Here is a 25,067-nt window from a genome sequence, read left to right as displayed (position 1 = left end):
GTCAGGAACGGGGGATTCTAGCCCGATGCGGGCGCCGGCAGCGCCGGGCCCGCCTGTCCGGGCCGACACGGTGCGGTCATTGGCCCGGGGCGGGTCGCTGCCGTTGGCCAGGGCCAAGGCCAGGCCGAGGGCGGCGCAGGGCAGCTGGCCGGTGCGGCCGGCCATGGTGGAGATTTCCTTTCGTGCTTGCCGGGACGGGATGCAGCCTGTGCACGGAAGGTTCAAAGCCGGGTCCTGCATCGAGACGGGGCGTTGCAGCGGGCGCCGCTACAATCGGCGCCCTGTCACCGCAAGGAAATCCCCGCCGTGTCCGAGTCCGTCCAGCGCCCCAAGCCCGTCGTCCTGCTGATCCTGGACGGCTGGGGTTACCGCGAAGACCCCACCGACAACGCCGTGGCCCAGGCCACGCTGCCCAACTGGCGACGGCTGCTCAAGACCTGCCCCACCACCCTGATCCACAGCGAGGGCCGCTATGTCGGCCTGCCGGACGGGCAGATGGGCAATTCGGAAGTGGGCCACATGAACCTGGGCGCCGGCCGGATCGTCTATCAGGACCTGACCCGGATCGATGCGGCCATCGAGGACGGCAGTTTCTTTCAGAATGCGCAGCTGAATGCGGCATGCGAGGCGGTCAAGGCCGACGGCGGCACCTTGCACCTGATGGGCCTGCTCTCCCCTGGCGGCGTGCATAGCCACGAACGGCACCTGTGGGCACTGCTGGACCTGGCCAGGCAGCGTGGCGTGGCCCGGGTCGCCGTGCATGCCTTCCTGGACGGGCGCGACATGCCGCCGCGTTCGGCCAAGGCCAGCCTGGAGAAGCTGCAGGCCAAGTGCGATGAGGTGGGCAACGCCCATGTGGCCTCGGTGTGCGGGCGCTATTTCGCCATGGACCGCGACAAGCGCTGGGACCGGCTGCGCAAGGCCTGGGATGCGATCGTGGAGGCCAAGGGCCAGTTCACCGCTGCCACCGGCGTTGAGGCGCTGGAAGCAGCCTATGCGCGCGGGGAGAACGACGAGTTCGTGCTGCCGACGGTGATCGTCGGCGACGGCCACCGGTCAGGCACCGGGCCGATGGCCGATGGCGATGCGGTGATCTTCTTCAACTACCGCGCCGACCGCGCCCGCCAGCTGACCGGCGCGTTCGTGCTGCCGCAGTTCGAGGGCTTCCAGGTGCGCAGGCCCAGGCTGGCGCGCTTTGTGTGCATGACCGAATACGACGCCAGGCTGCCGGCGGCGGTGGCCTTTGGCCCCGACGACCTGCGCAACACGCTGGGCGAGGTGGTGGCCGCCCATGGCCTGACCCAGCTGCGCATTGCCGAGACCGAAAAATACGCGCATGTGACCTTCTTTTTCAGCGGCGGGCGCGAGGACCCGTACCCCGGCGAGCAGCGCATCCTGGTGCCCAGTCCAAAGGTGGCCACCTATGACCTGCAGCCGGAGATGAGCGCCCCGGAAGTCACCGACAGGCTGGTCGCGGCGATCGCGGCCGACAGCTTCGATGTGATCATCTGCAACCTGGCCAACCCGGACATGGTCGGCCACAGCGGCATCCTGCAGGCGGCCATCAAGGCCGCCGAAGCGGTGGACGTGGCCATCGGCAAGATCGAGGCCGCCGTGCGGGCCGCCCACGGCGCGCTGGTGATCACCGCCGACCACGGCAACCTGGAAATGATGGCCGACCCCAAGACCGGCCAGCCGCACACCGCCCACACCGCCGCGCCGGTGCCGCTGGTGTACGTGGGCGAGCGCACCGATGTGCGCCTGCGCCAAGGCGGTGCGCTGCGCGATGTCGCCCCGACCCTCCTGGAGCTGCTCGGCCTGCCCAAGCCGGCCGAGATGACCGGCGAGAGCCTGATCGCCGGATGAAGCAGGCATCGCTGCGCTTTGGACGGCTGGGGCTGCTGCTCGCGCTGGCCACGGCCGGCTGTGGCCTCGCCCTGGCGCAGAGCCAGACCGAGGCGCAGAAGAAGCTCGAAGGCATCCGCAAGGAACTCAAGCGCGTGGCCGCCGAACGCCGCGAGCTGGAGGGCCAGCGTGGCCAGGCCTCGCGCCAGATGCGCGCGGCCGACGAGCAGGTCGGCACCAGCAGCCGCGAGCTGGCTGAAACCCGGTCCGCGCTGAAGAAGGAAGAAGCCGCCCTGGCGCAGCTGCAGGCCAGGCGTGACAGCATGCAGCAGCAGCTGTCCGGCGAGCGCGCCGCGCTGTCGCAGCTGGTGCGCGCGGCCTACATGACCGGCGCCAACGCGCCGCTGAAGGTGCTGCTGTCGCAGGACACGGTTGCCGAGGCAAACCGCGCGCTGGTCTACCACCGCTACGTGCAGGCCGATGTCGCCCGGCGCATCGACGCGCTTACCGCCCAGCTGGAAGCGCTGCGCACGCTGGAACAGGACATCCAGACCCGCCGCGCCGCGCTGCAGGCGGCGCACCAGGAACAACAGCGCCAGCTCGCCCAGCTCGAGCGTGATCGCAGCGAGCAGGCCAGGCTGGTCAGCCAGCTTGACCAGCGCTACGAAGACCGCAGCGACCGCGTCCAGGCCCTGGGCCGCGATGCCAAGGCGCTGGAAACCCTGCTGGCCAACTTGCGCGCCGCCGCCGCACGCGCCGAGGCCGAGCGCCGTGCTGCGGCCGAACGGGCGCGCCGTGAACAGGCCGCGCGCGAGGCCAGTGCCCGCGAACAGGCACAGAGGGAACGCGACACTGCCCTGGCCCAGGGCCGTCCCGCCCCACCGCCGCGTAAAACCCCGCCACCTCCGCCGCCGGCCAGGGTCGCCAGCGCACCGGCGCTCAAGGTCGGCGGCCTGGGTTGGCCGGCCTCGGGCAACCTGCTGGCCCGCTTCGGCGGCCAGCTGCCCGACGGCCATGCCAGCCAGGGCGTGCTGATCGGCGCGCCGCTGGGCAGCCCTGTCACCGCCGTGGCCGACGGCACGGTGGTCTTTGCCGAGTGGATGACCGGCTACGGCCTGATCCTGATCATCGACCACGGCAACGGCTACATGAGCCTGTACGCGCACAACGAGTCGCTGCTGCGCGATGCCGGCGACACGGTCAGCAAGGGCGATGCCATCGCCAGGGTCGGCCGCTCCGGCGGCTGGGGCAGCCCGGCGCTGTATTTCGAACTGCGCAAGGGCGGCGCGCCGGTGGATCCGTCCTCGTGGCTGCAGCGGCGCTGAGCAGGGCGGCCGAAACGAGCCGTGGGCGCGGCTTGGCGCATAATCCAGACCGCTTTTAACCTCCCCCCATGATCCGCCGGAGTTGCCGCATGCGCGTGTCCCTGTTGCTGACCTCCCTGCTGCTGGCGCTGGCGCCGGTGGCCCTGGCCCAGGAGGTCGTGCCCGCAGCGCAGGACACCCCGCAACAGCAGGCCCCCGCGCGGCCGGCCCAGGCCCAGGAGGACGATGAGGACCAGACCGGGCAGGTCGGTTCCAGCGACGACCCTTCAGCGGCCGAATCCACGCCCTCGGAGGTCCCGCTGGAGGAGATCCGCCGCTTCGTGGCGGTGTTCAACGCGGTCCGGCAGGCCTACGTCGAGCCGGTCGACGACAAGAAACTCATGCACTCGGCCATCCGCGGCCTGCTGTTGGACCTGGACCCGCACAGCGCCTACCTGGACAAGGAGGACGCGCAGAGCTTCGATGAGCAGGCCAATGGCGCCTACGACGGCATCGGCGTGGAACTGCTGGCCCAGCCGGACGGCACCTTGAAGGTGGTCGCCCCGATCGATGGCACCCCGGCCGCGCGCGCCGGCATCCAGTCCGGCGATGTGATCATCGCCATCGACGGCAAGCCGCTGGGCAGTGGGGAAGATTCGATGGGTCCGTTGCGTGGTGCGCCCGGCAGCAAGGTCACCCTGACCATCGTCCGCGACAAGACCGCCAGGCCGTTCGACAAGACCCTGACCCGCGAGACCATCCGCGTGGCCAGCGTGCGCTCGCGCCTGCTCGAGCCGGGCTATGGCTACATCCGCATCAGCGCCTTCCAGGCCGATACCGGCGCCGATTTCCAGAAGGCCGTCGATGGGCTCAAGGCCAAGGGCCCCCTCAAGGGCGTGGTGCTGGACCTGCGCAGCAATCCCGGCGGCCTGCTGACCTCGGCGGTGCAGGTTGCCGACGACCTGCTGGACAAGGGCACCATCGTCACCACCCGCGGCCGTATCGCGATCAGCGACACCAGGTTCGACGCCACCCCTGGCGATCGCCTCAGGGGCGTGCCGATGGTGGTGCTGGTCGATGCCGGTTCGGCCAGTGCGGCCGAGGTGCTGGCCGGCGCGCTGCGCGACAACGGCCGCGTGCGCATCATCGGTTCGCGGACCTTCGGCAAGGGCTCGGTGCAGACGGTGCTGCCGCTGGACAACGGCGACTCGGTCAAGCTGACCACCGCGCGTTACTTCACGCCCAGCGGCAAGTCGATCCAGGCCACCGGCATCGGGCCCGACGTGGTGCTCAAGCCCGACCAACCGGCTGACCAGGACCTCCCCGCCGCGCTGGCCGACTACAGCGAAGCCGCACTTCCCGGTCACCTGCAGGGTGATCAGGAAGGCAGCGAGGGCTACACCGCCGGCGAGGTGCTCAACGGCGACAAGCCGGTCGACCAGGCCCTGGCCGAGTTGAAGCAGCCGGGCTCGGTGGCCGCAGCGATGAAGGCCGCCGCAGCCAAGCCCAAGCCAGCGCCCAAGCCGGCGCCCAACCCAGCCGCGGTACCCGCCAGGCCTGCAGCCGCCAGGCCAACCGCGCCGGCCACCCAGGTGGCGCCGACGCCGGTCCCTGCGCCGGCCACCCCCGCCCCGCCACCTGCAGGCACCAACGGCAAGCGGTGATCCCGGCGCGCCGCGTTCACTGCTCGTCGTCGGCAATGACGACCAGCATCGGTCAGCGCGGTCGTGCGGGCATCGGAAACGGGGTGACGACCTTCTCGCCGCTGGCCGCGTCGCGGATCGCGCTGGCGCCCTTCTTCTCCACTTCCTCCACCCGCACGATGCTCTGCATCGGCAGGTGCAGCACGCGGGTGTTGCCGAACTCTTCGCGCAGGCGCTCCTCGGTCGGGTCGATGACCAGGCCCTCGTGCACGTCGAACACCAGTTCGCCAACCTCGGTGAAGCCCCACAGCGCGTTGGAGGAGGCCACCCGGTGCGCGTAGAGCTCGTACACCTTGCCGTGGTTGAGGAAGGTCACCTTGTAGAGGGGCTTGGACATGGCCTGGATCTGCGAAAAGGCAAAAGGATGCCGCACAACATGGAGGTGCTCACGCCGCTTTTCCACCGGCGCGGTCAGTAGCCGTGGCGTCGGCGCATCCGCCGGGCAATGGCCGCACGTACAAACAGTGCGAACACCACGCCGAACACGAATCCGGCCAGGTGCGCCGACCAGGCCACCGCGCCAAAGGCCGGCCCGATGTAGGCAAACAGCACCTGCAGCAGCGCCCACACCCCGATCAGGACCGAGGCCGGGGCCCTGACGAACTGCAGGAACAGGCCCAGCGGCACCACCACCCCGAGCTTGGCATTGGGAAACAGCGCCAGGTATGCGCCGATCACTGCCGACACCGCGCCGCTGGCGCCGATGATCACCCGGTCCGGCGCGCCGATCACCAGCACTGCGGCCAGGTTGGACAACGCCCCGCCCAGCAGGAACAGCAGCAGGAACCGCCACGGGCCCATCGCCCGCTCGGCCGGCAGCCCGAAAATCAGCAGGAACACCAGGTTGCCCAGCAGGTGGGCCCAGTCGGCGTGCAGGAACAGCGCGGTGAACAGGCGCAGCACCGAGCCATCGGTCAGGCCCTGCAGCCAGTCGCGCGGGGTTTCCAGCCCACTGGTCAGCGCGCCCCACTTCAGCAGCAGGTTGCCGTACAGGCCGGCCGGGCGGGTGACCGCCCACAGGAACGCCAGCCACAGCAGCGCGAACAGCACGGGGGTGGCCCAGCGCACGGAGGGCTTGCGGCGGGAAGGGGTGGCGATGAACACGGGTCGGGGCGGTCCAGGGGACGGGCGTGCCATTCCAGGCCTGAACCCGGCTGAATCTGTCTGAACCTTGCGGTTGGGTTAACTCGAGCCGGCATACTGGCACACCGCGTCGCATGTCGGGAGGGGCTTCCGTCAAGCAAGGTGCCTCAGCCGCATGCACCGGGCGCCTGGCTCACCATCGACCCTGGGTTCGGTCCAGCCGGACAACACCCGGCCCGTCAACGATCACGACACGACCGTCGGCCCGGCGGGTCGGTCGATGCGAAACAACCCCGCCTGCCGCGGGGTTTCCCCTGTCTGCCGCCTGCGCGTCGCTCAGGCCGCCTGGCGCAGTTCCACGCGGTTGCGGCCGCCGTGCTTGGCCGCATACAGCGCCTGGTCCGCCAGGGCCATCAGGTCCGAGACCGGCATGTTCCGTCCGCTGCAGGCCACCCCGACGCTGACTCCGACCTGCAGGCTCCGGTGCTGCGGCAGCTGCAGCTGCTCGGTGGCTGCGCGGATGCGCTCGGCCAGCTGGCCGGCCTGGTCGCAGTCCAGTCCGGCGCTGACCACGATGAATTCCTCGCCTCCCGTGCGCGCGAACAGGTCTTGCTGGCGGATGCAGCGGCGCACTGCGTCGGAAAACGCCTGCAGCACCTGGTCGCCGGCCTGATGGCCGTGCTCGTCGTTGATCGCCTTGAAGCGATCCAGGTCCAGGGCCAGCACGGCCAGGACTTCGCGCAGGCCGGCCGCATCCGGTGCGCGGCGCTGGTCCAGCCCGCGGCTCAGGCCGCGTCGGTTGAGTGCGCCGGTCAGCGGATCGATCAGCGCGCTGCGGCGCAGCGCTTCGGCCGCATGGAAGCTGGTCAGGGTCAACATGCAGAAGTTGAGCATGAACCACAGCGCCAGGTCGGTGCTGACCCAGATGTCGTCGATGCCGAACCGGCCGCGGAACCAGCCCGGCACCACGCTGGCGTAGATGCCGATCAACAGCGCGCACGAGGCCATCATCAGGCGCGCCGGTACCCGGTCGGGCGACTCACGCAGGGTGCGCAGCTGCCAGATCATCACCGTCAGGGCGAGCACCTCGACCACGGTCAGCGCCACGCCTTGCGAGGCCTGCGTGCCGGCGCTGCACCAGGCCGCCACCGGCAGCAGCAGCGCCAGCGGCATCCATATCAGTTCGCCGCGGCGCAGGCGCCGCTGCTGGACGAACTGCACCACCGCCCAGGCCAGCCCGGTCATGCCGGCGCAGGCGGCGATGCCACTCAGGTTGGTCGTCAGGCTGGCGCCCACGGGATGGCCACGTGCGCGCAGCGCTTCGGTGCCCAGGTCCATCAAGGCCGCGCCCAGGGTGTAGGCCAGGTGCGCCGCGCCCCAGGTGCCCACGCCATGCAGCGTGCGCGAGATCCGGCTCACGTAAAGAAACAGGAAGAACAACGCCAGCGACAGCGCGCAGTCGTTGATCAGGCTGAAGAACACCGAGTTGGCCATGGTCGTGCCCCCGTTGCGGACAGCGCCGCGCGGCATGGGTCGGGCCGCGTTGCTGTGACAGCACATCCAGCAAAGACCGTGCCAGCCTGTTCATCTTCGTTCGCCCGGCCGGGGGCATACACGTTTGGGCCGTCAACGACGGGGCGATGGCGGCCAGCTTTGTCCTGGGGCGGGCGGTCAGGACTGTTCCGGCCACGATCGGTCACCTCGGGCAGGCCTGGATGCACGCCCGGTCTGGTCCATTGGTGCAATGGCGCCGCGCGATTTTCCGTCACCGGCGTTGGCCCAAGCCCCTGTGAAACCGGCGGACTTCGTCGGCAGCGGAAGCGCGCCAGGCCCATGCGGCGCGGGAAAACGCTCCGGCGCAGGCAGAATCTGGCATCGGATTGCCGGCGTTTTTGGGGGGCGCTCATGTGCGTTCGCACAAACGCCGGCTTGGTTGCCCAAGGGGTCCTGCGGGGCTACCATTCAGACGTTTTCCGCAGCGCGCAGGGCCAGGGCCGTGATCGAAGTGGCGACACAGGGTTCGCAGGGACGGGACGCGCGGCTGACGCTGCGACCGCCCCGCGCCCTGACTGCCGCCCAGTTCATGTGGCTGTTTCTGGCCTGCACGGCCCTGATGTGGGCGGCGGCGGCGATGGGGTGGTGGGCCGGCAACGTGTTCGCTCCCCTGTTCGCGGTCCTGCACAGCCTGCTGGTCGGGCTGGCGCTGCGGGCGGTGTGGAAGTCCGGGCAACGCGATGAAGTGATCGCGATCGGCCCGGAGCTGGTGGAGGTGCGGCGCTCGACCCAGCCTGTACCCGCGTTCCGGGCCCATCCCTACTGGGTGCGGCTGGGTGTGGGCAGGGACGGTGAACGGGTCACGCTCTCTTCCAGTGGCAGGTACGTGGAAGTGGGAGCGCTTCTGGGGCCGGCCGAGCGAATGGAGTTGGCAACACAGTTACGCGCTTTACTGGCGGCCGCGCTGCGGCCGTGACCGATGGCACTGGGTGGGGTCTAGGCAATGACGCAACTGAAAGCTTGGTGCAGGCACGCGGGCATGCTGCTGGCGCTGGTGGCACTTCCCGGGATGGCCCTGGCACAGCAGGCCGATCCCAAGCAATGGCAGCTCAACATGGGCAAGGGCGTGACCCAGACCGCCCGGATGGCCTACGAGGCGCACATGGTGGTGCTGTGGGTGTGCGTGGTCATCGGCGTCATCGTGTTCGGCGCGATGGGCTATGCGATGTTCAAGTTCCGCAAGTCCAAGGGCGCGGTCGCCGCCCAGTTCAGCCACAACACCACCGCCGAACTGATCTGGACCATCGTGCCGGTGATCATCCTGGTCGTGATGGCCTGGCCGGCCACGGCCAAGCTGATCGCCATGTACGACACCCGTGATTCGGAGATGACCATCAAGGTCACCGGCTACCAGTGGATGTGGAAGTACGAGTACCTGGGCCAGGGCGTGGAGTTCACCAGTCGCCTGGACCGCGGCTCGGACCAGATGCGCCAGTCGGGCCAGGTCCCCACCGCCGCATCAAACCCGCACTACCTGCTGGACGTGGATCATCCGCTGGTGTTGCCGGTGGACACCAAGATCCGCTTCGTGATCACCGCCGATGACGTCATTCACTCGTGGTGGGTGCCGGCCCTGGGCTGGAAGCAGGACGCGATTCCCGGCCTGATCAACGAGGCCTGGACCAACATCGAGCAGCCCGGCGTCTATCGCGGCCAGTGCGCCGAACTGTGCGGCAAGGACCACGGCTTCATGCCGATCGTGGTGCGTGCACTGCCCAAGGCCGAGTTCCAGCAGTGGCTGGCCGCACGCAAGCCGGCCGCGCCGGTGCCCCCGGCGCCGGCCGAGGGCTCACCCGCGCCGGACATCACCCCGGAGCAGGCCGCGCCGGCCGCGACCAGTGCCAGCGCCCGGTCCGACGCCACGCAAGCTGCGCCTGCCCCGCAGGCCTGATCCTTCTTCGCCACATTCGCTGCTTTCGAGGAACACGCCCATGGCCCACTCCGCCGCAGAGCACCACAACGATCACCCCGGCGCCCACAGGCAGGGGTTCGTCGAGCGCTGGTTCTTTTCGACCAACCACAAGGACATCGGCACGCTCTACCTGATCTTCAGCTTCATCATGTTCGTGATCGGCGCGGCGATGAGCGTGGTCATCCGCGCCGAGCTGATGGAGCCGGGGCTGCAGTTCGTCAAGCCAGAGTTCTTCAACCAGATGACCACCGTGCATGCGCTGGTGATGATCTTCGGCGGGGTGATGCCGGCCTTCGTCGGCCTGGGCAACTGGATGATCCCGCTGCAGATCGGCGCGCCGGACATGGCCCTGCCGCGCATGAACAACTGGTCGTTCTGGCTGCTGCCGGTGGCCTTCACCATGTTGCTGCTGACCCTGTTCCTGCCCGGCGGCGCGCCGGCCGGCGGCTGGACGCTGTACCCGCCGCTCTCGCTCCAGGGCGGGGCCAGCGTGGCGTTTTCCGTATTTGCCATCCACGTGGCCGGGATCAGTTCGATCATGGGGGCGATCAACATCATCGCCACCATCCTCAACATGCGCGCGCCCGGCCTGGACCTGCTGAAGATGCCGATCTTCACCTGGACCTGGCTGATCACCGCCTTCCTGTTGATCGCGGTGATGCCGGTGCTGGCCGGCGCGGTGACCATGCTGCTGACCGACCGCTTCTTCGGCACCAGCTTCTTCAACGCGGCCGGCGGTGGCGACCCGGTGATGTACCAGCACATCTTCTGGTTCTTCGGGCATCCGGAGGTGTACATCATGATCCTGCCGGCCTTCGGCGTGGCCAGCGAGATCATCCCGACCTTCAGCCGCAAGCCGCTGTTCGGCTACCAGGCGATGGTCTACGCGACCGCCTCGATCGCCTTCCTGTCCTTCATCGTGTGGGCGCACCACATGTTCGCCGTGGGCATGCCGCTGGGCGGAGAGTTGTACTTCATGTACGCCACGATGCTCATCGCCATCCCGACCGGGGTGAAGGTGTTCAACTGGGTCTCCACGATGTGGAAGGGCTCGCTGAGCTTCGAGACGCCGATGCTGTGGGCGGTGGCCTTCGTGCTCCTGTTCACCATCGGCGGCTTTTCCGGGCTGATGCTGGCGATCGTGCCGGCCGACTTCCAGTACCACGACACCTATTTCGTGGTGGCCCATTTCCACTACGTGCTGGTCACCGGCGCGCTGTTCTCGATCATCGCGGCCACCTATTACTGGTGGCCCAAGTGGACCGGGCGCATGTACAGCCAGTTCTGGAGCAAGTTCCATTTCTGGTGGACGGTGGTGTTCGTCAACGTGCTGTTCTTCCCGCAGCACTTCCTGGGCCTGGCCGGGATGCCGCGCCGCATCCCCGATTACAACGTGGTGTTTGCCGACTGGAACTTCGTCAGTTCCATCGGCGCGTTCGGCATGTTCGCCACCCCCTTCATGATGGCCGCGATCCTGGGCTGGTCGCTGCGCAAGGGCGCGCGCGCCGAGGATCGTTCGTGGGAGGGTGCCAAGGGCCTGGAGTGGACCGTGCCCTCGCCGGCACCGGCGCATACCTTCACCACCCCGCCGGTGCTCAAGCCCGGTGACCTGGCCCATGAGGACATTGGTCACTGATGCCCGCGCCGCGCGCTCCCATCGATGCCGCTCCGCTGAGCGCTGAGCAACAGCAGCGCCGCCGCCGGGCCACGCGCATCACCGCACTGGTGGTGGGCGCGATCGCGGTGGCGATCTATGTGGCCTTCATCCTGTCCGGCGTGTTGCGCACATGACCCCGCATTCGGCAGACCACACGCCGCAGACCGACAGCCGGACCGCCGGCCTGCCGCGGCTGATCGGCGTGGTGGTGGCGGTGTTCATCCTGACCTTCTCGCTGGTGCCGCTGTACCGGTTGGCGTGCGAGAAGGTGTTCGGCATCCGCCTGGACAACCGGCCGGCGCAGTCGCAGCTCTCCGGCGCGCCGGCCAGTGCGCGGCTGGTGACGGTGGAGTTCGACGGCGGGGTCAATTCCAAGCTGCCGTGGGCCTTCCATCCGCAGGTCCAGCGCATGCAGGTCACGCCCGGCAAGCTCTATGATGCGCAGTTCTTCGCGCGCAACGAGGGCAAGCGTGCGATCGTCGGCAGCGCGGTGCCGTCGGTGGCACCGGCGCGCGCCTCGCAGTATTTCATCAAGACCGAATGCTTCTGCTTCACCGCCCAGACCCTGGATGCCGGCGAGAGTCGCGACATGCCGGTGCGCTTCATGCTCGACCCGGACCTGCCGGCGGACGTGTCCACCGTGACCCTGTCCTACACCTTCTTCAAGAACGATGCCCTGACCGCGCGGCTCAACGGCAGCGCGGGCAACTCCACGGCGCGCTCTGCGCCTTAAGTGACCCAAGGAACGCGTGATGGCGCAGACCCACTCCCCCGAGACCGATGTCTATTTCGTGCCGCAGCAGAGCAAGTGGCCTTTCGTCGGCTCCGTCGCGATGCTGGTGCTGATGGTCGGTGTGGCCAGCTGGCTCAACGATGCGGCCTGGGGCAGGTGGACCTTCTTCGCCGGCATTGCGATGCTGGCGGCAACCTTGTTCATGTGGTTTGGCGATGTGATCCGCGAGTCGGTGGCCGGCCGCTACAACAAGCAGGTCGACGTGTCCTTCCGCATGGGCATGGTGTGGTTCATCTTTTCCGAAGTGATGTTCTTTGGCGCGTTCTTCGCTGCGCTGTTCTACACCCGCACGCTGGCCCTGCCCTGGCTGAGCGGCATCGGCGATGGCGCGATGACCAATGCGCTGCTGTGGGAAGGCTATTCGGCCGGCTGGCCGACCAATGGGCCGGCGGCAATCGGCGGTCAGTTCCAGACCATCCCGGCCTGGGGCCTGCCGCTGCTCAACACCCTGATCCTGCTGACCTCGGGCGTGACCCTGACCATCGCCCATCACGCGCTCAAGGCCGCCCGCCGCGGCGCGGTGCTGCTGTGGCTGGGTCTGACCGTGGTCCTGGGCGCGACCTTCCTCTACTTTCAAGTCACCGAGTACGTGCATGCCTACCGCGAACTCAATCTGACTCTGGGTTCGGGCATCTACGGCTCGACGTTCTTCATGCTCACCGGCTTCCACGGCGCGCACGTGTTCCTGGGCACGCTGATGCTGGCGATCATGTGGCTGCGCACGCTCAAGGGGCATTTCACCAGGGACAACCACTTCGGCTTCGAGGCGGCTGCCTGGTACTGGCACTTCGTGGATGTGGTGTGGCTGGCGCTGTTCCTGTTCGTCTACGTGATCTAGCAGCCTGTCGGGCCGGTTGGGTCACGGGGTGATTCCATGCGGCTTGATCACGCCGCTCCAGATGCCCAGCACGATCAGTGCGAACAAGGTCACCGACAGGCCGATGCGCCAGCTCAGCGCGCGCACGGTGCGCTTGGTCTGGCCACGGTCGATGAGCAGGTAATACAGGCCGGCGCCGAGGTTCCACACGATCATGATCATGAAGGCGACGATCAACAGCGTTTTGAGCGAATCGTTCATGCAGGCCTCCGCGCGGCACGGGGCCGCATGAGGCGATTATCGCAGTCGTGCGCGGGGCCGGCGTGAGTCGGCGGCTGCCGACCTCGATCGGTTGGGTGCTGGCGATCGCGGTGGCGGCCGGGTTCTGCGCACTGGGAAGCTGGCAGCTCGGGCGCGCGCAGCACAAGCGCGCGATGCTGGCCCACGTTGCGCAGGTGCTGCGCGAACGCCAGCCGCTGCCGCTGGCTGCCGCGGCGCAGCACGAGCGCGCGCAGACCTTCGACTGGTCGGCCGGACGCGGCCGCTTCGCGGCCGGGGCGGCGGTGCTGCTGGACAACCAGGTCCGCGATGGCCAGCCCGGCGTGCGCGTCTATCGTCCGTTCCTTCCCGCCGATGGCGGTCCGGCGCTGCTGGTCGAACTGGGCTGGCAGCCGTTGCGAGGCGATCGCACGCTGCCGGTGGTTGCCCCTTTGCCGGGATCGCACCGCGTTGCCGGGCTGCTGGCGCCGCCGCCTTCACCTGGCCTGATCCGCGCCGCGCCGGCCATGCAGGCCGATGGCGATCTGCTCGCCGTCGCGCTGCAGCCGGCTGCGCTGGCGGCGCCGTTGAAGCTGCCAGGCCTTGCGCCACGGGTGTTGAAGCTGGATCCGGCGCTGCCGATCGGCTATCCGCGCGACCTGGACGTCCTGCCCAACACCCTGCCGCCGGAGCGGCACCTGGGCTATGCGGTGCAGTGGTTCGGGCTGGCGCTGGCGGTGCTGGCCACCGCGGCGGTGCTCACGCGGCGGCGCCGGGGCGCTGCGCGTGAGAAAATGGGGGCATGACGCTCCTTGATGTTCCTCCTGGCCGCGGCCGCGGCCGACTGATCCTGCTCGGCCTGTTCGTGCTGTTCTTCGGCAGCGTGCTGGGCGCGGGCGTGCTGCGCTTCTCCGGCTGGCAGCCGGACGGGATGAAGAACCATGGCCAGCTGCTGCATCCACCCGGCGACGTGCGCGCACTGAACCCGGCCCTGGCCGATGGCGGCACCTACCGCTGGCAGCAGCCGCAGCGCACCTGGCGCATCGCGCTGGCGCCGCCGGTCGCCTGCGTGGCGGACTGCGTGGCCCTGTCGCGGCAGCTGGACACGGTATGGCGGCTGTTCGGCCACAACGCCGACCAGGTGCACATCCTGTGGATCGGCACGCCGCCGCCGGGCGCGGCGCAGCCGTCCTCGCTGCGGGTGCTGGCGCGCGACCCGGCGCTGCTGGCCGCGCTGCCACGGGTGGACGACCCGGCCGGCGTGCCGGTGTACGTGATCGATCCCAATGGCTTCGTGGTGATGCGCTTCGCGCCGGGGTTCGATCCGGCCGAGCTGCGCGCCGACCTGGCCAAGCTGCTGAAGCTCATCTGACTTGCGAACCCCACCGTAATGCCTGCCTCCCTACGCCTGCCGTTCCGGCATTTCCACCGCATCGCCTGGCTGGCCGTGCTGATGACCGCCAGCACGATCGTGTTCGGTGGCTTCGTGCGCCTGTCCGATGCCGGCCTGAGCTGCCCGGACTGGCCCACCTGCTATGGCCGCGCCGCCTGGCCGCAGGCGCCGTCGGAGGTGGTCGACCACGCCGCCACCAGGATCCGCCCGCTGGAGACGCACAAGGCCTGGCGCGAGCAGGTGCACCGCTTCCTGGCCGGCATGCTCAGCATCGAGATCTTCGGCCTGGCGCTGATGGCGGTGCGCCGTCGCCGGCTCGGCGTGGCCGGGGTGATCGTGGCGGCGGTGCTGGTGGCCGCGGCGATCCCGCTGTACATGAAAGGCCTGCACGTGGCGGCCAGTGCGGTGGCGCTGGCCGGCGAGGGCCTGCTGCTGGTCGCGGCCTGGCGCTGGTCCTCGGCCTCTGCACCGGGCGGTGGGGGCGATCTGTCCCGGGTAGCCGTGCTGACCCTGGCGATGATCATCTTGCAGGCGCTGCTGGGCATGTGGACGGTGACCTGGCTGCTTAAACCCATCGTGGTGATGGGCCATCTGCTGGGCGGGCTGGCGACCTTCGCGCTGCTGGTGTGGATGGCCTGGCGCGCGACCCAACTGCCGATCCGGCTGGGCGAGGCCGACCTGCTCAAGCGCTGGCTGGGGATCGGGCTTGGCTTGCTGGTGGCGCAGATCGCGCTCGGCGGCTGGGTCAGTTCCAACTACGCGGCGCTGGCCTGTGGGGGCGGCAGCTGGCGGATGGAGAACTTCCCGCAGTGCGTGGGCCAGTGGTGGCCGCCGCACGACTTCCGCGAAGGTTTCACCCTGTGGCGCGGCATCGGCGTGGATTACGAAGGCGGCGTGCTCGATGGCGCTTCGCGCATCGCCATCCAGATGGCGCACCGGCTGATGGCGGTCGTGGTGTTCTGCTGGCTGCTGGCCTGCAGCCTGCGCCTGTGGCGCGTGCCGAGCATGCGCGGCTGGGCGGTGGGCCTGGTGCTGGCGCTGCTGGCCCAGGTGGCGCTGGGCGTGCTCAACGTCAAGCTGGCCCTGCCGCTGACAGTGGCGGTGCTGCACAACGCCGGCGCGGTGCTGCTGACCTTCCTGCTGGTGTCGCTGCTGGCGCGGCTGAAGGGGCCGGCATGAGCGCCTGGCGTTTCTCGTTTCGCGACTACTGGGACCTGACCAAGCCGCGGGTGGTGGCGCTGATCGTGTTCACCGCGTTCGTGGGCATGATCCTGGCCATCCCGGGCCTGCCCGATGCCACCCAGCTGCGGCATGGGCTGCTGGGCTTTCTGGGGATCTGGCTGGCGGCCTCGGCCGCGGCGGCGATCAACCAGCTGCTCGATGCGCGCATCGATGCGCAGATGGCGCGCACCGCGTGGCGGCCGCTGGTGGTGGGCAAGGTCAAGCCGTGGCAGGTGCTGGTGTTCGCGCTGGTGCTGACCGCGGCCTCGATGGCGATCCTGGTGCTGTGGGTCAACGTGGTCACCGCGGTGCTGACCTTCTGCTCGCTGATCGGCTATGCGGTGATCTACACGGTGTACCTCAAGCGCGCCACGCCGCAGAACATCGTCATCGGCGGCCTGGCCGGCGCCACCCCGCCGCTGCTGGGCTGGGCGGCGGTGACCGGCATGCAGGGCCCGTGGGACTGGGGCCACAGCCTGCTGCTGGTGCTGATCATCTTCGTCTGGACGCCGCCGCATTTCTGGGCGCTGGCGATCTTCCGCCGCGAGGACTACGCCAAGGCGCTGATCCCGATGCTGCCGGTCACCCACGGGGTGGTCTACACGCGCTGGCAGATCCTGTTCTACACCGTGCTGCTGGTGGAGGCGACCCTGCTGCCGGTGCTGTTCGGGCTGAGCGGGCTGTTCTACCTGGGCGGGGCGCTGGTGCTGGGCGCGCGCTTCCTGTGGTACGCATGGAAGCTGCTGGACCCGCCGGACGAGTTTTTCGCCATGCGCACCTTTCGCTATTCCATCGTCTACCTGATGGCGCTGTTTGCCTTCCTGCTGGTGGATCACTGGCTCGGGCCGCTGCTGCCCGGCATCGCCGGGCGCAGGCTGGGCTAGTATCGCCACCGGCCCTGCACCAGGCCCGCCGCGGCGCATGCACGTTGCATCGCGGCTGCGGCACCGGGCGATGTGCCGGGCAGCGCCGCGCCGGGCCACTGCAGGACCTTCCTTTCCGCCGATCCCGTTGCCATGAGCGCAGAGCGCCGCCGCACCAAACGCAGCCCCCGTTTCACCGAGATCGCGCTCGAGGCCGGGGTCAGCCCCAGCACCGTGGATCGCGTGCTCAACGAGCGCGGCAGCGTGTCCGAGAGCCTGCGCCGCAGGGTGGTCGAGGCGGCCAAGCGCCTGGGCACCAACCGGCTGCTGCCGGACGTGCGCCACGGCGTGCTGCATTTCGACGTGGTCCTGGTGCACAGCGAGGTGGCCCATTTCCGCCGCATCAACAACGCGCTGGAGCGCTATTCGGGCCTGATCGGTCCGCGCGTGACCGTGCATCGCAGCGCCTGGGGCGAGCGCGACGACGAGCGCCTGGCGCAGTTCCTGGAACAACCGCCGTATCCGCGCCACGGCCTGCTGATCGTGGCCCGCGACAGCGAGCGCATCCGCCAGGCCCTGCACGTGGTCAACGCGGCCGGCACGCCGGTGGTGACCCTGTCCTCGGACATCACCGGGGTCCAGCGGCTGGCCTACGTGGGCATCGACAACACCCTGGCCGGACGCACCGCCGGCTACCTGGCCGGGCGCTTCACCCGCAGCGCCGGCAAGGTCTGGATCGCGGTGAGCTCGATGGAATTCCGCGCCCACATCGAGCGGGTGGAAGGCTTCACCCAGATCGTGACCGAGCAGTTCCCGCACCTGGACCCGCTGCCGCCGGTGGAGATGTTCGACGATGTCGAACGCGCCTACGCCCAGCTGCACGATGCGCTGCGCCACCACCACGACATCGTGGCCATCTACAACACCGGTTCGGCCTCGGCCGGCATCCGCCGCGCGCTGCGCCGGCATCCGCTGGCCACCTCGCCGGTGTGGATCGGCCACGAGGCCACCCGCGAGCACGCCGACCTGCTGCGTGCCGGCGACATGGCCGCCACCCTGGACCAGGACCCGGAAGGCCAGGTGCTGTCCGGCCTGCAGCACCTGCTGCATGCCAACGAGGAGCTGGAGCAGGCGCCGGAAGGCCGCACCCGGTTCCGCCTGATCACACCGGAAAACCTGGGCCAGTTCGAACTGTTCGCGTAGGGCGGGTCTTGACCCGCCAGGCTCTTCGTTTAGGAGCGTAGGGCGGGTCTTGACCCGCCGCTGGTGGTTCGGCGGCATCGCGGTGGCGGGTCAAGACCCGCCAGGCATGGTTCAACGGGCATCGCGGTGGCGGGTCAAGACCCGCCCTACTGGCGCGCGTAGCGCTGGGCGACCACCGCGCACACGATCAGCTGGAGCTGGTGATAGATCATCACCGGCAGCACGATCGCGCCCAGCGCACTGCTGGCGAACATCACCTTGGCCATCGGCACGCCGGTGGCCAGGCTCTTCTTGGAGCCGCAGAACACGATGGCGATCTGGTCGGCGCGCTCGAAGCCCAGGCGCCGGGCCAGGAAGGCGACCAGCGTCATCGCCACGCCCAGCAGCAGCGCCGCCAGCACCACCACGGCCAGCAGCGACCGCAGCGGCGTGTCGCGCCACAGGCCTTCGCTCACCGCCGCGCTGAAGGCGGTGTAGACCACCAGCAGGATGGTGCCCTGGTCGGTGTAGCGCAGGATCGCGCGCCGCCGCGCCACCCAGCCGCCGATCCACGGCCGCAGCAGGTGACCGGCCACGAACGGCACCAGCAGTTGCAGCAGGATCTTGCCGATCGATTCCAGCGGGCTGCCCATCGGGCCCTGGCCACCGGCGATCAGGGCCAGGATCACCGGGGTCAGGAACACGCCCAGCAGGCTCGAGGCCGAGGCCGAGACCACCGCCGCCGGCACGTTGCCGCCGGCCATGGACGTGAAGGCGATCGAGGACTGCACCGTGGAAGGCAGCGCACACAGGAACAGCAATCCCAGCGCCAGTCCCGGCGTGAGCAGGTGGCTGGCCAGCGGATGCAGGGCCAGGCCCAGCAGCGGAAACAGCACGAAGGTGCACGCCAGGATCGTCACGTGCAGGCGCCAGTGCAGCGCCCCGGCCAGCACCGCCTCGCGCGACAGCCGCGCACCATGCAGGAAGAACAGCGCGGCGATGGCGATGTCGGTGATGTGGTCCATCCACACCGCCGCGGTGCCATGGACCGGCAGCAGCGAAGCCAGCAGCACGGTGCCCAGCAGGGTCAGGGTGAAAGGATCGATGCGCAGGCGCTTGAGCAGGTTCACGGCAGATCGCGTTGCAGATGCAGGAAGTGCAGCTTAACGGGGCGCCGCCGAATGCGCCTTGTCTGGTGGCATAGGCCATGTATGGCGCGCGTCTTGAGCTCCCTGGGCACCGCGGTCGCTTGAGCCCCTCTCCCACCGGGAGAGGGGTTGGGGTGAGGGTCTGACGGAGTCCGTGCAGGTGCAAACGTCGTTGGTTTCGCCGGACCCTCATCCGCCCCTACGGGGCACCTTCTCCCGAGGGGAGAAGGGAAGCGTCGTCACCATCATGCTCAATGCCCGCCGGCGCGAATCTTCAGCAGCTCGCGCAGCTCGTACTTGTCGGTTTCGTCCAGGCCCTGGGCGCGCTGCTTGGCCAGCAATTGGTCCAGGCGCTGCTGCAGGGTCTGCTTCTCCAACTGGATCACCGCATCGTGCAGCTCCTGGCGCCAGGCCGGTTCCTCGCCGGGCAGGTCCTGGATCATCAGCTGCTGCAGCGCAGGCAGTTCCTCGCGCTCGGCGAAGTGCTCCAGCAGCGCGCCGGGGGTGATGTCCGGGCGCGTGCGGATGATGTCCAGCAGCTCGATCAGCAGTTCCACCCCGGGCTGGCGCAGGCCGGCGAAGGTGTAGGGCGTGGGCACGTCCAGCGCCAGCGACGGCGCATGCAGCACGCGCACGATCGCGCTGCGCACCAGGCTGGGCCGCTGCTGCGGGCCACGGGCGGTGCTGCGCGGTGGCACGCGGCGCGGCGCCGGCGGCGGGTTGGCGCCCACCCCGGTGATCCGGGTCAGCTGCGCGCGCATCAGATCGCCGAACGCCCCGTCGGGAATCTGCGCCAGCAACGGCTTGGCCTTTTCCGCCAGGCGCGCCTTGCCGTCCAGCGTGCCCAGGTTGATCTCCTTGGACAGTTCGTCGAAGAAGAACTGCGACAGCGGCGTGGCCTGGGCCAGGCGCGCGGCGAAACCTTCGGCGCCTTCCTTGCGCACGATGCTGTCCGGGTCCTCGCCGTTGGGCAGGAACAGGAACAACGCCTGGCGCCCGTCCTTCATCCGCGGCAGCACCGATTCCAGCGCCCGCCAGCCGGCGCGCTGGCCGGCCGCGTCGCCATCGAAGCAGAAGTACACATCGGCGGCATTGCGGAACAGCAATTCGGCATGATCCGGCGTGGTCGCCGTGCCCAGGGTGGCCACCGCACAGGTGACGCCGAACTGGAACAGGCTGACCACATCCATGTAGCCCTCCACCACCACCAGCCTGTCGATCTTCTGGTTGACCTGGCGCACCTGCCACAGGCCGTACAGCTCGCGGCCCTTGTGGAACAGGGGGGTCTCGGGGCTGTTGAGGTACTTGGGGCCGTCTTGCTTGTCCAGCACGCGGCCGCCGAAGGCGATCGTGCGCCCGCGCCGGTCGGCGATCGGGAACATCACCCGGTCGCGGAACTTGTCATAGACATGGCCGCGCTCGTTCCTGGAGAACATGCCGCCGCGCTCGAGCAGCTGGATGCGGCGGGCATCGGACCCCAGCGCATCCTTCAGCGCCGAATAGCCGTCGGGCGCGTAGCCGATGCCGAACAGCGTGCGGGTGGCTTCATCCACGCCGCGCGCCTCCAGGTAGGCCCTGGCCTTGTCGCTGCCGGCGAGTTGGCGCTGAAAGAATCTGGCGCTGGCGTCAAGGACCGCATACAGGTCGCGGCTGTCCTGATTCTGCTGATGTTGGACCGCTTCGCGCGGCACCTCCATGCCGGCGCGCCTGGCCAGTTCATCGACCGCGTCCAGGAACTCCAGGCGGTCGTAATTGATCAGGAAGCTGATCGCCGTGCCATGCGCGCCGCAGCCGAAGCAGTGATAGAACTGCTTGGTCGGCGAGACGGTGAACGAAGCCGAACGCTCGTCGTGGAATGGGCAGCGCGCCGCGTATTCCTTGCCCTGTTTTTTCAACGGCACGCGCGCGCCGACCACCTCGACGATGTCGGTGCGGGCAAGCAGGTCATCGATGAATGCGTCGGGGATGCGGGCCATGGCAGGCAGCTAGGATGCCATGCCGGTCAAGCCACGCATGGGCCCAGGGACTTCAGGTGCGCGGCGCGGGATCGTGCTGCTGCGCGGGCATGCCTTGCGCCGGCAGGTCGTCCCGATCCGGATCCAACGCGGCCGGCGGGCCTTCGTGCTGCCCGCGCTCTGCGGCCAGCCGGGCCTGCTTGCGTGCGGCGTGGGCATCGACGCGCTCGTCGATCACCGCGGTGATCAGCGCGCCGACAAAGAACACCACCGTGGCGTAGTAGATCCACACCAGCATGATCACCAGCGCGCCCATCGAGCCGTACGCGCTGCCGGGTTCGGTCCGGACCAGGTACAGGCCAATCGCATAGCGGCCCAGGATGAACAGCCCGGCGGTGATCGCCCCGCCCAGCAACGCCTGGCGCCATTCCACGGTGCGATCGGGCAGATATCGGTACAGGAAGCCGAAGGCCAAGATGTACAGCGCCAACGTCACCGCGTTGCCCAGGACCGGCAGCAGCGAGGGCACGTTGGCGAAGAGCACCTGCACCGCGGTGCTGGCCAGCATCGACACCAGCAGCACGAAACCCAGCGCCAGCACCACGCCAAAGGAAAACACGCGCTTCTTCAGCCAGGCCAGCAGGCCGCCGCCCAGCTCCTGGGCATCGGTGGAAAAGATCAGGTTCAGCGCCGCCTGCAGCCGCGCGAACACCGCCGTGGCGCCGAAGAACAGCAGCAGCGTGCTCCAGATCCCGGCCAGCGAGCCGAGGCTGGGCCGCGCCTTGGCGTTGTCCAGCACCGCCTGGGCCACGCCGCGCGCCTCATTGCCCGCCAGCGCACCGATCTGCTTCATCAGTGCCTCCTGCGCCGAAGGGTAGGCCGAAGCAGTCAGCCACAGCAGCAGCACCAGCAGCGGCGCCAGCGACAACAGGGCATAGAACGCCAGCGCGGCAGCCTGGGTCATCAGGTCGCTATCGGAAAAACGCCTGGCCATCGCCACCGGCAGGCTCTGCTGCAGGCTGTTGAGGCGTCGCTGCAATTTGTCGGCGGAAGGCAGCTGCACGGATGCGCCATCGATGGAGAACACGCCCGAGCATGCCCCGGTGCGGCGTCACCATGCAGTGAGCGCGAAGTTCAGATTGCGTGTTGCCGCCTGCACCCTGCGACCATGCGCTGTTGCCTTGGAAACGCGCGTGCCGTGCTTGCTGCCGCCAGCAGCAGCGCGTCGGCCCGCGGCGAGGTGTCAGCCGGCCAGCTTCTGCTTGATCAGCCTGGACACCAGGCCCATGTCGGCCTGGCCGGCCAGCTGCGGCTTGAGCACGGCCATCAGCTTGCCGATGTCGGCCGGGCTGCTGGCGCCGGTCTGGGCGATGGCCGTCTCGATGGCCGTCTCGATCGCGGCCTGGTCCAGCTGAGCCGGCAGGTAGGTCTGGATCACCTCGATCTCGGCGCGTTCGATGGCGGCCAGGTCCTCGCGGCCGGCTGCTGCATACTGGCTGACCGAGTCCTTGCGCTGCTTGACCATCTTCTCCAGCACCGCCAGCACGGCCGCATCGTCCAGCTCGGTGCGCTCATCCACCTCGCGCTGCTTGATGGCCGCATTGATCAGGCGGATCACGCCCAGGCGCTGTTTCTCGCCGGCCTTCATGGCGATCTTCATGTCATCGGTGAGGCGTGCTTTGAGGCTCATGGGCTTTCCGGATAGAAAATGCACCGCGCGTGCGCGCCGTGCGTGGGAGTGCGGGGAACAATTTCCAGGAACATGAGGAACGACAAAAAGCCGGCGACGCTCGCGCGTGCCGGCTCCTGGTCGCAGCCCCCACCTGCTTGCTGCGCAGCGCAGCTACCGGTGGGGCGACCTGCCTGCGCTCAGTACAGGCGCTGGCGCTTGGTGACGTCGCGCGAGGAGCGACGCAGCTGGCGCTTCACCGCGGCGGCGGCCTTGCGCTTGCGTTCCTGGGTCGGCTTTTCGTAAAACTCGCGCTTGCGGGTTTCGGCCAGGACACCGGCCTTCTCGCAGGTGCGCTTGAAGCGACGGAGCGCAAATTCAAAAGGCTCGTTTTCGCGGACTTTGACGCTGGGCATGGATTCTCCGGACACAAAAGACCGGGCTTCGACCCGGTGAGCCGCGTATGATAGCCAGCCTCCCGCCCCACATGCAAGCCTGCTTCGGCCCGGCCTTTGCTCCTGCCCCCTCGGTTCTCACTTCTCCCCCCCACTCGTTCCTTAAGCTTTATGCGCGTGCTCGGCATCGAAACCTCCTGCGACGAAACCGGCGTGGCCGTCTACGACACGGCCCTGGCCGGCGCGGCCGGGCTGCGCGCCCACGCGGTGTACAGCCAGATCGCCCTGCACGCCCGCTACGGCGGGGTGGTGCCGGAACTGGCCAGTCGCGACCACGTGCGCAAGCTGCTGCCGTTGATCCGCCAGACCCTGGACCAGGCCGGTCTGCACGCGCGCGATCTGGACGGGGTGGCCTACACCGCAGGTCCCGGCCTGGTCGGGGCGCTGCTGGTCGGCGCAGGCGTGGCGCGGGCGCTGGCCTGGGCGCTGGACCTGCCGGCGCTGGGCGTGCACCACATGGAAGGCCACCTGCTGGCGCCGCTGATGGAGGACGACCCGCCGCAGGCGCCGTTCGTGGCGCTGCTGGTGTCCGGCGGCCACACCCAGCTGGTGGCCGTCGAGCAGATCGGCCGCTACCGGCTGCTGGGCCAGACCCTGGACGATGCGGCCGGCGAAGCCTTCGACAAGACCGCCAAGATGATGGGCCTGCCGTATCCGGGCGGTCCGCAGCTGGCATCGCTGGCCGAGCAGGGCACGCCGGGCCGGTACAGGTTCGCCCGCCCCATGACCGACCGGCCGGGGCTGGATTTCAGCTTTTCCGGGCTCAAGACCCAGGTGCTGCTGGCCTGGCGCGACAGCGACCAGTCCGATGCGACCCGCCGCGACATCGCCCGTGGCTTCGAGGATGCGGTGGTGGACACCCTGGTGATCAAGTGCCAGCGCGCGCTGGAGGCGGCCGGCAGCAAGGTGCTGGTGGTGGCCGGCGGCGTCGGTGCCAACCAGCGCCTGCGCGCCAGGCTGCACGAATCGGCCGCGCGCCACGGCGGCCGGGTGTGCTTCCCGCGCCCGGCGCTGTGCACCGACAACGGCGCGATGATCGCCTTCGCCGGCGCCCTGCGCCTGCAAGCCGGCCAGCACGACGACGCCCAGGTCAAGGTCACCCCGCGCTGGGACATGGCCACGCTGCAGGCGCTCGCGCCGGCGGCGTGAGTGAGCTGCTCCGGGGGGGGGGGGGGCGATCGGCGACAGGCTCTACCAGGGCAAGCGACGCGCTCGTGAGAGCGCGACCTCTGCGCACCGGCGATGCCGGCATGACAGTCGAGTTTCAATCCACGCGCTCGTGAGAGCGCGACGCGCGCCGCGCGGATCACTGCGCGGGAAAGCGCATGGTTTCAATCAACGCGCTCGTGAGAGCGCGACTCCCAGACACCAAAACTCCCGGAGCATCTGATGAGTTTCAATCCACGCGCTCGTGAGAGCGCGACGTTTACGGGCCGGCCCGAGAACCTATTCTCGCGTTGGTTTCAATCCACGCGCTCGTGAGAGCGCGACAGTCCACAAAGTCACCTTCCAAAGCGCTGTGCAGGTTTCAATCCACGCGCTCGTGAGAGCGCGACCTGACCGTCACGATGCATCGCACAGCGCCAGTTGTAGTTTCAATCCACGCGCTCGTGAGAGCGCGACTTGGTGCGTACAAGTCGGCCGAGGTTCACACGATGTTTCAATCCACGCGCTCGTGAGAGCGCGACTTGCATCGGCACGCATGTTGCAGTCAATACGCCACTGTTTCAATCCACGCGCTCGTGAGAGCGGGACGAAAGCGCAGATGTCGTCGAACACGCTGCGCTTGTTTCAATCCACGCGCTCGTGAGAGCGCGACATGTTCTGCTGGTGCGCGGAGGTGCCGCGCGTGCGGTTTCAATCCACGCGCTCGTGAGAGCGCGACCGGCGATGACCGTGGCCGAGGCCTTGGGCAGGACGTTTCAATCCACGCGCTCGTGAGAGCGCGACTGGATCCGATCAGCAGCACGTGGCCGCCGGCGGTGTTTCAATCCACGCGCTCGTGAGAGCGCGACCTGTGGGGCGAGGGCTGATCCCGGCCTGCTGGCAGTTTCAATCCACGCGCTCGTGAGAGCGCGACACGTTGCCGTCGCCGTCGACCTCAAACCGCACCTGTTTCAATCCACGCGCTCGTGAGAGCGCGACATGCGGTGGAGGCGTGACATGAGGGCAATGGGATGTTTCAATCCACGCGCTCGTGAGAGCGCGACCAACCGCTTGCGCATCGCCACGGCGAAGCTGCTGGCGTTTCAATC

Annotated in this window: 24 protein-coding genes and 1 CRISPR repeat array (1 of these 25 only partly in view); of the genes, 15 read left to right on the top strand and 9 right to left on the bottom strand. The window is 68.8% G+C overall.

What is annotated here, in order from left to right; all coding sequences use genetic code 11:
• Positions 1–306 precede the first annotated feature (306 nt).
• The 3 genes from gpmI to DSC_RS14195 all read left to right on the top strand — a co-directional run bounded on the left by gpmI (position 307) and on the right by DSC_RS14195 (position 4,813).
• The gene (gene gpmI, locus DSC_RS14205; RefSeq protein WP_014161893.1) at positions 307–1,866 is read left to right on the top strand and encodes a 2,3-bisphosphoglycerate-independent phosphoglycerate mutase; all 1,560 of its coding nucleotides are present in this window, start codon (positions 307–309) and stop codon (positions 1,864–1,866) included.
• Positions 1,863–3,170, top strand: a complete 1,308-nt coding sequence (locus DSC_RS14200) for a murein hydrolase activator EnvC family protein (RefSeq protein ID WP_014161892.1) — start codon at positions 1,863–1,865, stop codon at positions 3,168–3,170. Before gpmI ends, DSC_RS14200 begins: the two co-directional genes overlap by 4 nt.
• An 89-nt stretch (positions 3,171–3,259) precedes the next feature.
• Entirely contained in the window at positions 3,260–4,813 is a 1,554-nt protein-coding gene (locus DSC_RS14195; RefSeq protein ID WP_014161891.1) for a S41 family peptidase, read from the top strand.
• A 52-nt stretch (positions 4,814–4,865) separates the two neighbouring features.
• On the opposite strand, the gene DSC_RS14190 is transcribed toward DSC_RS14195, so the two are convergent.
• The 3 genes from DSC_RS14190 to DSC_RS15810 form a co-directional block, all read right to left on the bottom strand.
• A complete protein-coding gene (locus DSC_RS14190) occupies positions 4,866–5,189 on the bottom strand; it encodes a DUF1820 family protein (protein ID WP_014161890.1) in 324 nt (107 codons plus the stop codon).
• A gap of 74 nt (positions 5,190–5,263) precedes the next feature.
• Positions 5,264–5,956 carry a rhomboid family intramembrane serine protease gene (locus DSC_RS14185; protein WP_014161889.1) on the bottom strand — a complete coding sequence of 231 codons (693 nt, stop codon included), beginning with the start codon at positions 5,954–5,956 and terminating at the stop codon, positions 5,264–5,266.
• Between the two features lie 315 nt (positions 5,957–6,271).
• Positions 6,272–7,429: a GGDEF domain-containing protein gene (locus tag DSC_RS15810; protein WP_158308248.1), complete on the bottom strand. Its 1,158-nt coding sequence runs from the start codon at positions 7,427–7,429 to the stop codon at positions 6,272–6,274.
• A gap of 502 nt (positions 7,430–7,931) precedes the next feature.
• Between DSC_RS15810 and DSC_RS17315 the strand changes: the two genes are divergently transcribed.
• The 6 genes from DSC_RS17315 to DSC_RS14150 are packed head-to-tail and all read left to right on the top strand — an operon-like array spanning position 7,932 to position 12,689.
• Entirely contained in the window at positions 7,932–8,405 is a 474-nt protein-coding gene (locus tag DSC_RS17315; RefSeq protein WP_043290742.1) for a DUF2244 domain-containing protein, read from the top strand.
• A gap of 27 nt (positions 8,406–8,432) precedes the next feature.
• On the top strand, positions 8,433–9,380 hold the full coding sequence (gene coxB / locus DSC_RS14170) for a cytochrome c oxidase subunit II (protein WP_043290740.1): 948 nt from the start codon (positions 8,433–8,435) through the stop codon (positions 9,378–9,380).
• Between the two features lie 40 nt (positions 9,381–9,420).
• Positions 9,421–11,037, top strand: a complete 1,617-nt coding sequence (ctaD, locus tag DSC_RS14165) for a cytochrome c oxidase subunit I (protein WP_014161885.1) — start codon at positions 9,421–9,423, stop codon at positions 11,035–11,037.
• Positions 11,037–11,192: a hypothetical protein gene (locus DSC_RS17020; protein WP_014161884.1), complete on the top strand. Its 156-nt coding sequence runs from the start codon at positions 11,037–11,039 to the stop codon at positions 11,190–11,192. The genes ctaD and DSC_RS17020 overlap by 1 nt, the downstream gene beginning before the upstream one ends.
• A complete protein-coding gene (locus DSC_RS14155) occupies positions 11,189–11,791 on the top strand; it encodes a cytochrome c oxidase assembly protein (protein ID WP_014161883.1) in 603 nt (200 codons plus the stop codon). The genes DSC_RS17020 and DSC_RS14155 overlap by 4 nt, the downstream gene beginning before the upstream one ends.
• Positions 11,792–11,810: 19 nt before the next feature.
• Complete coding sequence (locus tag DSC_RS14150; RefSeq protein ID WP_014161882.1) at positions 11,811–12,689, top strand: cytochrome c oxidase subunit 3; 879 nt, start codon at positions 11,811–11,813, stop codon at positions 12,687–12,689.
• 21 nt (positions 12,690–12,710) lie between these two features.
• On the opposite strand, the gene DSC_RS14145 is transcribed toward DSC_RS14150, so the two are convergent.
• Entirely contained in the window at positions 12,711–12,929 is a 219-nt protein-coding gene (locus tag DSC_RS14145) for a twin transmembrane helix small protein (RefSeq protein ID WP_014161881.1), read from the bottom strand.
• Positions 12,930–12,991: 62 nt separating this feature from the next.
• Here DSC_RS14145 and DSC_RS14140 point away from each other — a divergent pair, with 62 nt between their 5' ends.
• The 5 genes from DSC_RS14140 (at position 12,992) to DSC_RS14120 (ending at position 17,606) form a co-directional block, all read left to right on the top strand.
• The gene (locus tag DSC_RS14140) at positions 12,992–13,732 is read left to right on the top strand and encodes an SURF1 family protein (protein WP_238527653.1); all 741 of its coding nucleotides are present in this window, start codon (positions 12,992–12,994) and stop codon (positions 13,730–13,732) included.
• Entirely contained in the window at positions 13,729–14,298 is a 570-nt protein-coding gene (locus DSC_RS14135) for a thioredoxin domain-containing protein (RefSeq protein ID WP_014161879.1), read from the top strand. Before DSC_RS14140 ends, DSC_RS14135 begins: the two co-directional genes overlap by 4 nt.
• Positions 14,299–14,316: 18 nt before the next feature.
• Entirely contained in the window at positions 14,317–15,498 is a 1,182-nt protein-coding gene (locus DSC_RS14130; protein ID WP_014161878.1) for a COX15/CtaA family protein, read from the top strand.
• Positions 15,495–16,424 (top strand): heme o synthase, encoded by a 930-nt coding sequence (gene cyoE / locus DSC_RS14125; RefSeq protein ID WP_014161877.1) that lies wholly within the window; start codon positions 15,495–15,497, stop codon positions 16,422–16,424. The genes DSC_RS14130 and cyoE overlap by 4 nt, the downstream gene beginning before the upstream one ends.
• Before the next feature lie 132 nt (positions 16,425–16,556).
• Positions 16,557–17,606 (top strand): LacI family DNA-binding transcriptional regulator, encoded by a 1,050-nt coding sequence (locus tag DSC_RS14120; RefSeq protein WP_014161876.1) that lies wholly within the window; start codon positions 16,557–16,559, stop codon positions 17,604–17,606.
• A 146-nt stretch (positions 17,607–17,752) separates the two neighbouring features.
• Here the strand turns inward: DSC_RS14120 and DSC_RS14115 are convergent, their stop codons facing one another.
• The 5 genes from DSC_RS14115 to rpsU form a co-directional block, all read right to left on the bottom strand.
• Positions 17,753–18,715, bottom strand: coding sequence for a bile acid:sodium symporter family protein (locus DSC_RS14115; protein ID WP_014161875.1), 963 nt, complete (start codon positions 18,713–18,715; stop codon positions 17,753–17,755).
• A gap of 269 nt (positions 18,716–18,984) precedes the next feature.
• Complete coding sequence (gene dnaG / locus DSC_RS14110; protein WP_014161874.1) at positions 18,985–20,709, bottom strand: DNA primase; 1,725 nt, start codon at positions 20,707–20,709, stop codon at positions 18,985–18,987.
• Positions 20,710–20,761: 52 nt separating this feature from the next.
• Positions 20,762–21,751, bottom strand: coding sequence for a YihY/virulence factor BrkB family protein (locus DSC_RS14105; RefSeq protein WP_238527652.1), 990 nt, complete (start codon positions 21,749–21,751; stop codon positions 20,762–20,764).
• A 180-nt stretch (positions 21,752–21,931) separates the two neighbouring features.
• Positions 21,932–22,378: a GatB/YqeY domain-containing protein gene (locus DSC_RS14100; RefSeq protein ID WP_014161872.1), complete on the bottom strand. Its 447-nt coding sequence runs from the start codon at positions 22,376–22,378 to the stop codon at positions 21,932–21,934.
• A gap of 179 nt (positions 22,379–22,557) precedes the next feature.
• On the bottom strand, positions 22,558–22,773 hold the full coding sequence (gene rpsU / locus DSC_RS14095; RefSeq protein WP_002808376.1) for a 30S ribosomal protein S21: 216 nt from the start codon (positions 22,771–22,773) through the stop codon (positions 22,558–22,560).
• A gap of 150 nt (positions 22,774–22,923) precedes the next feature.
• On the opposite strand from rpsU, the gene tsaD reads away from it, so the two are divergent.
• Positions 22,924–23,961, top strand: a complete 1,038-nt coding sequence (gene tsaD, locus DSC_RS14090) for a tRNA (adenosine(37)-N6)-threonylcarbamoyltransferase complex transferase subunit TsaD (RefSeq protein WP_014161871.1) — start codon at positions 22,924–22,926, stop codon at positions 23,959–23,961.
• Between the two features lie 47 nt (positions 23,962–24,008).
• A CRISPR array of direct repeats spans positions 24,009–25,067; the repeat unit is 31 nt; unit sequence GTTTCAATCCACGCGCTCGTGAGAGCGCGAC (it continues 2,321 nt past the right edge of the window).

Source organism: Pseudoxanthomonas spadix BD-a59 (assembly GCF_000233915.3).
Classification (GTDB): domain Bacteria; phylum Pseudomonadota; class Gammaproteobacteria; order Xanthomonadales; family Xanthomonadaceae; genus Pseudoxanthomonas_A; species Pseudoxanthomonas_A spadix.
This window is presented reverse-complemented; position numbering and strand designations above follow the sequence as displayed.